The 11,972-nt window shown below is 57.9% G+C and carries 5 protein-coding genes; all 5 read left to right on the top strand.

The features are described 5' to 3' along the window. Positions 1 to 695: 695 nt before the first annotated feature. The 5 genes from O7A61_RS27995 to O7A61_RS27975 all read left to right on the top strand — a co-directional run bounded on the left by O7A61_RS27995 (position 696) and on the right by O7A61_RS27975 (position 11,912). Positions 696 to 1,778, top strand: coding sequence for a DUF262 domain-containing protein (locus O7A61_RS27995; RefSeq protein ID WP_337132523.1), 1,083 nt, complete (start codon positions 696 to 698; stop codon positions 1,776 to 1,778). Beyond that, positions 1,775 to 2,266, top strand: coding sequence for a HEPN domain-containing protein (locus O7A61_RS27990; protein ID WP_337132522.1), 492 nt, complete (start codon positions 1,775 to 1,777; stop codon positions 2,264 to 2,266). Before O7A61_RS27995 ends, O7A61_RS27990 begins: the two co-directional genes overlap by 4 nt. Positions 2,267 to 2,887: 621 nt before the next feature. Then, positions 2,888 to 4,843, top strand: a complete 1,956-nt coding sequence (locus tag O7A61_RS27985; protein ID WP_337132521.1) for a site-specific DNA-methyltransferase — start codon at positions 2,888 to 2,890, stop codon at positions 4,841 to 4,843. Beyond that, positions 4,840 to 7,194 carry a DEAD/DEAH box helicase family protein gene (locus O7A61_RS27980; protein WP_337132520.1) on the top strand — a complete coding sequence of 785 codons (2,355 nt, stop codon included), beginning with the start codon at positions 4,840 to 4,842 and terminating at the stop codon, positions 7,192 to 7,194. Before O7A61_RS27985 ends, O7A61_RS27980 begins: the two co-directional genes overlap by 4 nt. 254 nt (positions 7,195 to 7,448) lie before the next feature. Continuing rightward, positions 7,449 to 11,912, top strand: coding sequence for an ATP-binding protein (locus O7A61_RS27975; protein ID WP_337132519.1), 4,464 nt, complete (start codon positions 7,449 to 7,451; stop codon positions 11,910 to 11,912). Positions 11,913 to 11,972 lie beyond the last annotated feature (60 nt).

The following is an 11,972-nucleotide window of genomic DNA, read 5'->3' as shown; positions in this document are numbered from 1 at the left end:
ACCATCAGCCAAATGAGCGATGATCCCCTCATCAGCCTGCCAGCTGTGGCACGCTGATCATCCCGGCCCCTTGCCGGAGAGCGCGGCGACCAAACCGTCAGCTACACCACTCCCTGGGACACGATCCGTCATCGCCCGTCACAGGGGAATCCACACGGCTTCCTTTTGGCCGCACCATGCCGTCATTCCATGCGAAAACTGCGTGAAGCAACTACGAGCCGGCTCACAGCCGGACAGCCGTGCGGCGGAAATGAATTGCGCCTCGCGCCAAGTGGCGCAGGAATTCGCCGCGTGACCTATTTTGCTCCCGACCGAAGCAATGGCAGCTTGCATTCCTATTTGCGGCCGCGCTTGGCCGGGCTTGGTTTGCTTTGCCGGCTCGGCTCGCCCCCTGGGCCTCATGAGCTAAGCGGGCCGCTCTCAGCCGCGCTGTCTTGGCCGCCCGCTTTTCCCGCTCGGCATGCATGATTTCTTCTGCCGCCCCTCGCGCGCGCTCGTCTCGGTCATTGTTTGCTGCTCGGGTCATCTCGCCGCCTCCTCTTCCCACCTTCCATAAGCGCCCCGAGACAGGCGACGTTCCTATCGGACGTCGAGGCCTGCGCAGAGTGTGGTGCAATTCGTTCATGCTCCCGTTGAGGCTAGAACGTAAGCCGTGATATGCCTCACCCGGTACTCTTGAAAGCGAGGGGAAATTCGTGGGCGAGCTGGAACTACTGCAGGAAGATTTAGACGACCTCCAGAACGTCGATGATCCGGAGGAAGACGTTTCAACTACTGGCGACCTATTCTCGATTTCCTCTTTTGGCGTCGACTATCCGGTTGAAACCCTGGTTTCCCGGATGGAGAAGAAACTGTTCTACGTTCCGCCTTTTCAGCGGGCATTTGTGTGGTCGCAGAACCAATGCTCGCGGTTTGTCGAATCGCTCCTGCTAGGACTGCCAGTACCTGGCATATTTCTTTTCAGGGAGGGTGAGACCGGAAAGCATCTTGTCATCGATGGCCAGCAGCGGCTGAAGTCGCTCCAGCACTTCACAAATGGTATCATCAATGGCAAGGAGTTCTACTTGTCCGGCCTGAAGTCCAAGTTTGCGGACCGCACTTTCAAGACGCTTGATGAAGCCGACCGCACCCGTCTAAACGATGCAGTTATCCATGCGACCGTGTTCAAGCAGGATCTGCCCGAGGGCGAAATCAACAGCGTCTATGAGGTGTTTGAGCGGATCAACACTGGAGGCATTAAGCTCTCACCGCAGGAAATTCGCTCTTGCATCTGTCACGGGAATTTCAACAACTACCTCCACAAGCTAAACCTCAACCCGACCTGGCGCGCCATTTATGGGCCGAAGAGCAAGCGACTTAAGGACGTCGAGCTGATCCTGCGCTTCATGGCGTTTTATGAGCGTGGAGACGTCTATAAGGCCCCCATGAAGCACTTTCTCAACGACTACATGGAGAAAAAGCGGGACCTGAAGGATGAGCAGCTCGCCGAACTTGGGAACGTTTTTCAGAACACGGTGGAGTTTGTGACAAAGGCGCTTGGAGAACGACCTTTTCGCCCGGACCGTTCATTGAACACCGCCGTTTTTGACTCGGTTGCTTCTGCGATAGCGCTTCGCCTCGGCACCGGCAAACCGCCCGAACCTGAGCAAGCCGCCGAAGCGTATACCGCCCTACTGCAAAATCCTCGGTTCATTGAAGGCTACATCCGAGCGACGGCGGGCGAGGACAACGTCAAGAAGCGTATGGAGGAGGCCGAGCAGGCCTTTGCCGCGATATGAAGCGGCAAGAGCTGCAGGCTGAGTTCGACCGCCTAAAGCACCAGATCTCCAATGTGAGGAAGGGTGTAGGCGTCGACAGGGATGAACTTGTCTCCCTATCGAGCCAGCAGTTGTGCGTCTCGATCTGCGGCAGCTTGGAGCAGTGTCTCAAGCAAATATTCATCGAGTATGCCAAGCAGCGCTCGAACAGCCGCATCTACCGGCCAATCGAAAAGGTATGCGAGAGCTATCAGAATCCGAAGACAAGCAAGGTGCTCGACATGATCGGATTGTTTGATGCCGATTATGAAACCGAGCTGAGGCGCCAGTGGGGTGATGAGCTGGAAATCGAGAGGCAGCACATCGACAACTTAGTGGATGACCGGATTACGATTGCGCACCGGAAGAAGGTGCACATCGACGTGTCCACTTCCAAGCTTGAGGCTTACTACAAGGCGTACAGCGGCCTGCTGGACCGGGTCTACACGCACTTCCTGGGAGCACCGTGATCTTGGTGAGAGCCAAAACGCCAAGAAGAGACGTTTCTCTGTCGCGGAGCGATGGGCGATTTAAACGCCAGCGGCTCGTTGGATATCATCAAGCGGACTTCTAGCGGGCCGGCAGAAGCCGTCCGATAGTGAAAAGGGGCACCCCAACGGGCGCGCCCTTTTGTCATTAACTTAGCCGCCCAGGCTTTTGAAAAAGGAGGCGCCGGCGCCGATACCGAATGTGGTCCCAGCGCAGGCGAGATGGTGGTCCCAATCATCCTGCCATCACGTTCAACGGCACTCTCTTGCACGCAGACCGAGTTCGGATGAGGATTCTGTGGTGGAACAGACCATGAACTTCCTCTCGACATCGGGACCAGCAACGGGCATTATTCAGCTGCGAGTTGAAGGAAGATGGCCATCGACTGATTCCTTCTCGCAGAAAATGTTACGACAAGCGAACGTCCATTCCGGTTTACGACCCTTGGACAACGTGCTGGGAACTGTTCCATCCGCGGTCAGGTCGTGTCATCCTGAGAATGAGGGGGCGGCCATCAGTTGCCACGGGTAAGAGCAGCAGACTCCGTGTACGGCCCTCGGTTGCGAAATTTTGTCTGAATGTGCGCTGTTCGGGGTAGTTGTATGACGGATTATGGGAAGCTGAGTAGAGACGAACTGATTCGCCTCTTGCTCGAGCGAGACGGGGCGGACCTCGGCGGCATCCGAATGACATATCCAGGGCAAACGCCTCCTTGGCAGATTGTCAGACGGGTGGAGCCACGGTCGCAGCGCATCGATCCGAAGCTCTCCGTTGGGGCGGAGGTAGAGCAGTCCGCCAATGTGCTGATCGAGGGGGAAAATCTCCAAGCCCTGGTCAGTCTTTACAAGTATCGCGGCCAAGTGGATCTTGTTCTAACCGACCCGCCCTACAACACCGGCACCGACTTCCGTTATAACGACCGGTGGGACGAAGATCCCAATGATCCAGAACTAGGAAGCATCGTACCCGTAGACGATGGCAGTAGGCATTCTAAATGGGTGCGGTTCATGACACCACGCCTCTGGATGATGAAGGAGATGCTGAAGCCAGGCGGAGTCCTCGCCATTTGCATTGACCATCGCGAACTTTTCCGTCTGGGGATGCTCCTGGATGAGGTCTTTGGCGAGCGGAATAGGATCGCCGTGCTGAACTGGCAGAAATCATACGCGCCAAAGAACAACGTCGGCAGGAAGGCGCACGTCTCGACACAAACGGAATACGTTCTTGTCTATGCCAAGAATGCTGATCGAGCGGCGACCCAGCTGTTGCCCCGAAGCGAGGAAACGAATTCCCGATACGGTACCTGGGACGGAGATCCCGATCCATGGAAGCCCGGCGACCTGACTGGACAGGGTGCAGACAGCCATCGCGGCCAAGTTTACGCTGTGCAGAATCCGTTTACGGGCAAGATGGTTTACCCCAGCGACGGAAGGTGCTGGGCGATTGAACGGCCTAAGCTGAAGAAGCTCCTGATGGCTTACGGGTCCGATTACGTCTCCAAACCACTGGACGACGGATGCGTGGATGCGTTGGTCATCCACGGTGATTTAGCAGCGGCGCGCAGGCGGGCGGAGAAGATCCGCGACGCTGGCCCGTGGCCAATTGGACATTGGCGCGATGGCGGCGTCGGCACGTTCGGCGTGAAGAAATACCTGAAGAGCGTAAAGCAGGGCATGGTTCCGACTACGTACTGGGCCGAAGACGATTACGAAGAGCCGCTTGAGCTTGGATCGACCTCCTGGAGTCATTCTCAGAGCGGCCACAGCCAGTCGGGAATCAACGAGTTGGGCGTCCTTGTGGGTCGCGATCACGGATTCGAAACCGTGAAGCCTTTGAAACTATTCAAAAAGATCATTCAGATTTGGTGCCCTCCTAAGGGCGTTGTTTGCGACCCTTTTGCTGGGTCAGGCACGACCGGGCACGCCGTCCTCGAGCTGAACTCTGAATCCGGCGCTGAACGGCGATTCATACTAATCGAGCAAGGAAGGCCTGAACGCGGCGATCCCTACGCACGGACATTAACGCACGACCGTCTGGAGAGTGCAATCATAGGTCGGCGCTACTCAAAAGACGGGATAGCCACGCTAGCTGGGGTGCCGTTGGGTGGGGGCTTCCGTTTCTCCCGGTTGATGGCGAAGGTAGATGCCGCTGCAGTGCTCGCACTCGAGCGGGAAGAGATGATAGACCTCCTCCTTACTAGTCATTGGGATCAGGCGACCAGGGCCGAAGCACATCTGCGACGCCTACCTGCTGGTATGCATCGTTATCTGTTTGCCAAGAGTTCGCGCGGCGAGGGGTTTTTCCTCGTTTGGAACGGACCAAAGCAGCCGTCTGTCCTGAATCGCGAAGCTTTCCGGGCGATCGCGGCAGAGGCATCTGCTGAAGGCCTCACACAACCGTTCCACGTCTACGCGCGTATTTCGACCTATGGCGGCCCGAACGTCGAATTTTACCAGATTCCCAACAAGGTGCTCGAGAAGCTAGGCTTCAACGAGGCTGTTGGCCTCTACGGGATTCCGAGGAACCCATCTGAAGCTGAACAGGAATCGGCTGCGTGACCTTCGAACTCCTGCCTTTCCAGGCCAGGGCCTCGGACCAAATCGCGGCCAGATACGTCGAACTCGTCGGGGATGCGCGCCGACCGACAGAGCATAGGGGATGGGACGTCCCTTTTTACCAGGCACTGTCTTCAGTCACAGGGTCAGGCAAGACTGTGATTCTTGCAGACACATTGTCGCAGATCCGCGCCGGCATGACGCTCGAGCCGATCGTACTCTGGATCTCTAAAAACAAGGCTGTTGTAGACCAGACGTTCGCGAATTTTGATACTGGTGGGAAGTACGCCCAGCTCATCGAGGACTTCACGACCGCTTCGCTCTCGACGGCAACTTGGTGGCAAATCCTGGACGACACGCAGGCCGTCGTCTTGTTCGCCACCGCCGGTACGTTCAACAGGAGCCAGACTTCAAGGGACTTTCTGCGAGTCCATCAGGCTGCCAGCGACGAGAACGGGCGATCGACCTGGAAGCTACTGCTGGAACGCAAGGCGCCGAACGCGAATGAACGTCGTCCCCTAATAGTCGTCTACGACGAAGCCCATAACCTGTCAGATCAGCAGACAGATCTCCTCTTCGAGCTTGAGCCGCAAGCCATTCTAGCAGCTTCCGCAACTATGCGTACGCCTGGCAAACTCGGTCAAGTGATCGACCGTCTGCGTCATGCTGGATGGTCCGATCGGGCTGTGACTGACATACCTGGACAGCCGACAAAATGCCTCGTTACATCGGTCATGACCAAGGAGCCTGTGGATGCCGGTCTCATTAAGCGGCAGATCGTTCTTGGCGGCTACACGACAGAAATGGAGACCTCGATCGATGATATGATCGACGAGTTCGAACGCACGGACGGGATTGCGCACGATCTGGGCGCTGGCTTCAGGCCGAAGGCGATCTACGTGTGCCGGACGAACGTGGCGCAGGAGGATGGCCTCACGGACAATCCCCACTCTCCCTTTGTCGAGCGGAAAGCACCACCTATCCTCATCTGGCGGTATTTGACCGAGCGCAAAGGAATATCTCCCGCAGAAATCGCGATCTATGGCGACCTGAAAGTCGATCATAAGGGGCATCCGCTACCGGAAGACTTTAAACTCTTCTCGGGAGGAGAGGACGACTTCGCAACGTTTTCGGCCGGCAGCTATCGCCATATAATTTTCAATCAGGCCTTGCAGGAAGGATGGGACGACCCAGCTTGCGGTTTTGCCTATATCGACAAGTCGATGGCTTCACCAACACAGGTCGAGCAAGTCATTGGACGTGTCTTGCGCCAGCCGGGTGCTAGGCACTATCCGGACCCTTCTCTCAACACTGCGAATTTCTATATCCGCACCGGGAGCAAGCAAGATTTTCAGAAGATTCTCGACACAGTGAAGCGCCGCATAGCCGGCGAAACGCCGGACGTAATGATTGAGGGATATTCGGATCCACGCGACCGGAGCCGGTCCAGGCTGGACCCGCGGGAAAGGAGAACCGTTCCCGAGATTCACATCGATTCCGACGCTGCCGTTGTACCATTGATCGAAACTATAGCGAGGATGCACGACTACTCTGGCGACGCCGTAAATACGCTCGGACCCGGCGAGCTAACGCGCGCCCTTCAGCAAGTAGGAGTGAACACGGCAGCAACGATAGAAACCATTCGGAAGGACCACTCAAATCGCGTCGTCGCGCGCTGGCTAGTCCGACGTCATATGCAATCCCTCTATCCGGAAGCTGCGAAGACAGTTGATTGGTCGAACCCTAAATTTGAGGTGAGGATTGAGGTGACGAGCATTGCGGCTGGAGCTTTTCGTGAGGCGGCCGAGCAGATGGTGGATGTCTATCTCACCAATTCGGAACTGACGTTTGAGGACGCGAACCCCTATGTTGTGTCGTCCATTCTCGCGAAGCCCGACTCTCTTGAGCGCTTCGATAACGCGCTTCACGATGGATATTCCGACCTTAACCCGGGCGAGCTGGAAGTCGCCCGAGCTATCGACGCCACCGGTCATACATGGGCGCGCAATCCGGTAAACGGCGGTTTCTCGATACCCCTTCTCGACAAGGGGGATAGCCGCCGTTTCTATCCCGACTTCCTCGTTTGGATGGGCGATAAAATCGTTGCCATCGATCCAAAGGGAGGACACCTCCTTCAGAGTGAGGCGGGACGCAAACTTCTAGCGATTCGCGACGAGCGGGGAAGGCAACGTGTACTCGTCCGCTTCGTGACCCAAGGAAAATGGACCCACGAGCCCATTCGAAAGACTGCCGGCGACGGCTTTAGCGTCTGGAGGTTGAACACGTCCGGGCAGGTACGGTGCACCCATCACAGAACCGTGGACGAAGCCGTAAAGAAATGCTCTGAGATTTGAAAATCGAGACGACCAAAATTCTGCTGACCCACACCAGCCATCAGGATCGGTCGGTTGGGAATGGTAGTTTCGGGAGACGGTTCGCCGCTCATGGCGCGAAGCAGTTTCATTGCGCACATCGGGGTATACCCCAAATTGCGGGCTTCGCGCCTTTTCTCGGCCAATAGTCAACAATCGTAAGCTTCCCAAACCAGCCGTTCGTACTGGACTGCCAAGCCCTGAACCCATAAGTTTATTGGAGACCAGGGGGCAAAATGGCGAAGTTCTCGATCATTTCGGATCAGGACGAGGTGGATGCCCTGCGTGCCTTGGCTCGGCTCGCCGCGCAGAAGATCCTTTCGAAGGACAAACAGGGCCTCCCGGCAGACCCGCGCGACCCGATCTTCGCAACTGAATACATTCGCGAGTGCGACCGGCTGCTCGCCAACACGCCGCTCTTGGTCCAGGAAGCGATCGAGAGCGCTGGCCATGCCGCAGAAGGCGCCAATGTCGACCCGTATCAGGGTGTGGTCGAAGTGCTACAGAACGCAGAAGATCGCCGCGCAGGCGAGGTTCGTGTCACTCTGCGGGACGGCTCAGCCGGCAGGCAGATGCTAATCCTCCACAACGGGCTTCCAGTAGAGTATGAACATGTGCTCGCGATGATGCTCCCATTCGTCAGCACGAAACGGGACGACGCGGACTTACGGGGTAGGTTCGGCATCGGCCTAAAGACGCTTCGTCGGATCTGCACGGATATCGAGGTCCACGGCGTGCCATATCACTTCGGCAGCACTGCCGGTGTCGGTATCGCGGAACGACCGGCTGAGGACCGGATCGATGAGTTTTATGAACCAGCGACCGATACTTTGCTCGTCCTTAATCTCGAAGATGGCTTTGACACCGCGAGCTTTGAGTGCTGGTTCGAGGAATGGACGGACGATGGGCTAATTTTTCTGGATCACGTACGGCGTTTTGAGCTGAGGCATGAGGATGGCCGGACCTCCAAGCGCGCCACCAAGGCGAGTGCTTGGATCGAGCTCAAGACTAGTGGCGACGAACTCGCGCGCTTGCAGCGACGCACAGTGACAGCTGGCGACCGCCGCTATCGAGTTCACCGCGGCTTCATCCTGGTCCCCGAGGGTCAGGCACGTTTCCACAAGCGCACCGGCACCACAACGCCGATCTCCATCGCGTCAGCAGGGATCGTAGAGGCCACGGGAATATTCATCGGATTTCGCACCCGTATCCCGACCGCGCTTCCCTTTTCAATCGATGGGCAATTCGACCCGACTTCCTCGCGCGAGAGCATTCAGGACAACAAGTGGAATGCTTGGCTCCTCAAGCAGGCAGGGACCGTAATCGCCCAGGCTGCGTCGAGAGAGCTTAGCGCACGGCCGAGATCAGCCTGGAATCTCGTTCCAATTGCCTCCGAAGGTGTAGTGGGCGAACAGTGGCCGGCCGCGACACTTCAGGAGGCCTTCGAAAGAGCGCGGACGCGTTTCAACGCGCTGGCGCGCTTTGGGCCAGAGGGCAATCGGCGCCTATCGGACGTTGCTTATGAGGAGCAGTGCCTCGGTGCGCTGCTCACAGAAGAGGATCTGGCTGCACTCGCGCCAGAGCACTTGCCGCTTACTCAGCAGCTTCGCGACGATCGTGGTCGCTGGCGACGGGTTGTCGAGGCATTGGGGGTCTCACGCCAGATTACGCCGAAGCATTTGATCGGTGGAATGACAAACGGGATCTTTGCCGGGAAGGGCAGCGCGTGGTGGGTAGAAGCCGCCTCCACGCTGACAAACGCGTGCCCGCCGGAGCAAATCTTTGGTGCTCCCATTTGGCTCTGCGATAAAGGATATTTGGTTGGCTGCAAACCGATCGGTACATCGGACAGGAAGCTGGTCTTCGGCGCTACCCTTCCGTTCTTGGCAGAACGCCACAGTCTTTTCGACGTGCTCCATCCGGCATTCGTTGCTCACGAGGGAAAGGCCGCCATCGATTGGCTTGTCCGGCATGCTGCCTTCACGACAGAAGTTGATGCCCACGACGAGCTTCTCGCCTTCGCCGCCGCATTCGAAAACGATCCGGTGCGGCTATCGCACGAGGAACTGCGAGAACTGCGCGACTTGCTCGACCCGCTCACCGGCCTGCGCGCCCAGAAGATCGGTGCACGGCTCGGCGCGGCGGTCCTGATCGAAGCGGTTGAGGCAGAGACTAAAGGTAAGCGGAGTTGGCGCAGGCCATCCGAAGTATACCTACCCAAAGCGATCGATAAAGACACGCCCCATTGGCCGAACGCCGCTTGGGGCATCGCCGGCATCTGGTGGGTACACCCCTCCTACGAAGAGGGGCTCCGAACCGGTCTGGGCAAGCGGCGAAAGCGAGACGACGGCACGCGGTCGCGCGGTGCTCGCAACTTTCTCGCCTTGCTAGGCGCGGAATCCGGGCCGCGTCTCGAGCCCGGCAGATATGTGAGCGAGCGCAGTGACGCACGGCGCGCATCTATGGCGCGCGCGAACGCCACGAGGTTATCATCCGACATACGCTCGTCCGATCTCGATCGGGTGCTGCGCGTTATCACCAATCGCAAGGTGCCTAAGAAGGAGCGGAAGGAGCGCGCAGCTGCCCTTCTGCGATCTCTTTCGCGCGATTGGGGCAAGCGATTGCAGGACCAATCGCAGGTCGAGGGCGAACACACCGCACGAGTCTATACTTACGCTCGTGGGAAGCACGACGCTTTGTGGCTCGATCGCTTGAAGGACACAGCTTGGATGCCTGTCGGTCGGGAGCGCTTTATGAAGCCGGCCCACGCTGCAGTAAAGACCGCAGAGACGCAGGCGATTTACAAATCGGAAGACTTTGTCATCGGCGTCAGCGCCGAGGAACTCGACGAAGACTTCGTCGAAGCAATTGGGCTGACGGCACGCGTCCGAGTGAACGATCTCCTCGCAATGCTCGAAAACATGCGCGATGGGAAACAGGAGTTCGACGCCGCCCGCGTTTATTTCGCCTATCAGCATTTCGCGCGCCTCATTCCCAAGTCGACTTGGGTCTCAACGGTCGGCGAGACAACGATTGCCGAGTTCCGGGAACGCTTCGCGGCTAAGGAGGGGCTTGTTCTCGTCGAAGTCGGCGAAGGCACTGCAGACTGGCGGCGGCCGGCCCAAGTCCGGCGCGGCAAGCCGATTGTGCCTGACAGCACACTCTACGTTCCAGAACGTGAGATCTACCGGACACTATGGAACGCGTTGCGCATCGGCGAAACCACCATTGAGGATTGCTGTGACTATCTCAGAACCCATGCCGGCCAATACGATCCATCTGCCGAGCGGGGTATTTTGATTCAGGTCTATCGCCATATGAACGCGCTCATGGTTGCGAGCGGAGGCCCTGCAGCTGCCTGTCGCTTTATTTCACTGGCGTGCTACGGGATGTGGCGGGCGCGCAGACCAATCTACCTCGTGGCCGACGACCAGCTCCGGGATCGCCTCGCAACCGCCTTGCCCGAGCAATTCTTCTGGCAACCGCCGTGCGACACTCGGTCCATCGAGACGTTCGTTGACGCGCTCGCGGTCACACGAATTACGCCTCGCGTTCTGCCACTTGCCGATAAACGCGCCCAGGAAGAAGGCCAAGACCTAACGCCGACTTTTCAGGCCGCCGTCGATCATCTTTCCAACTCATTGGGTAAGCGCGACGCAAGCCTTCGCCAGACGCTCAGAGTATCGTGGGATGCCCTTCGTACGGCCAAGATTTACGTCTATGATGGCGAAGTCCCTGTAGATGTCGAGGTCGATCAACTTGGCCGGGGCATCCGAACGACTCTACAAGCCCATCTGGTGATCGAGCCACTCGAGCTCCACGTGGCGAGCGACGCGCTCGAAATCCGGGAAGGAGCTGGCGCCGCAATCTCGAGCTTGTTCGACGCTGCATCCGTGTTCCCGTTCGATGCGGAATGGGTACTCGCCTGGCAGGCAGCCAAACGGACCGTAGCGGACGCGCTGCGCTTCGCTGTCGACGACGCCGCCCACAAGGCAAAGGTCGAATCCGCAGCGACCGAAATCAACAGCCAGAAGGGGAAGGGGCCGGTCAAGCTCACCCGACGGGCAGGTCAAAAGGCGACCTCGTCGCCACCGCCACTGCCGCCACGCGAGCTGAAGGATTTTCAGCCCGGGATCGCGTCGGTCACAATTGTTGAGGGTAAGCCAGCCAAGCAACCAAAATCACCGGTCAAGAATAAACTTGGTCCGCGGCCAGACCCTAGCCGAGTGAACAGTGATGAGCGCGTCGCGAACACGCGCTACACGAACGGTCAGGTAGAGGATTTCGGGTGGGAGGTCCTCATCCACGTCCTCGAGCGGTGCGACGGCGTGGAACTAGAGGATTTTCGGCGGCGGCACGGGGTCGGCGCAGATGGAGCGTTCGATTGGGGCGATTTCGTCGAGCTAAAGGCTACCGGGCGTTCTATGCAGAACTCAGTGTCGCTCTCTCCTACCGAATTCAAGCGAGCCCTAGAACAAGGCAACGACTACATTCTCGCGCTTGTCCACAATTGCGAGAAAGGCAACAATACCAAGGTCAAGCTGATCTTTGATCCGGCGCGGCGCGCCAGCATTCGGGAAACCGAGGGCATTCGTCTGAATGGACTGCCCGAGGCTCCAGGTGTGGTCATCGAACTAGGGCGTAGTGACGATTTAACGGGTTGGGATTCCCAAGGAAGGGCAAATCAGATTCAACGCTGATTTTTGGAGGTCAGCGATGGACTGCGATGCGCTTCGAGAGGATCAGTGGGAACGGATCAA

The sequence above is a fragment of the Mesorhizobium sp. Cs1321R2N1 genome, assembly GCF_037179725.1.
Lineage (GTDB): Bacteria > Pseudomonadota > Alphaproteobacteria > Rhizobiales > Rhizobiaceae > Mesorhizobium > Mesorhizobium salmacidum.
This window is presented reverse-complemented; position numbering and strand designations above follow the sequence as displayed.

Excerpts from the sequence above, each read along its gene's own strand:
- O7A61_RS27990 (WP_337132522.1), top strand. The coding sequence starts at position 1,775 with ATGAAGCGGCAAGAGCTGCAGGCTGAGTTCGACCGCCTAAAGCACCAG.
- O7A61_RS27985 (WP_337132521.1), top strand. The coding sequence starts at position 2,888 with ATGACGGATTATGGGAAGCTGAGTAGAGACGAACTGATTCGCCTCTTG.
- O7A61_RS27975 (WP_337132519.1), top strand. The coding sequence starts at position 7,449 with ATGGCGAAGTTCTCGATCATTTCGGATCAGGACGAGGTGGATGCCCTG.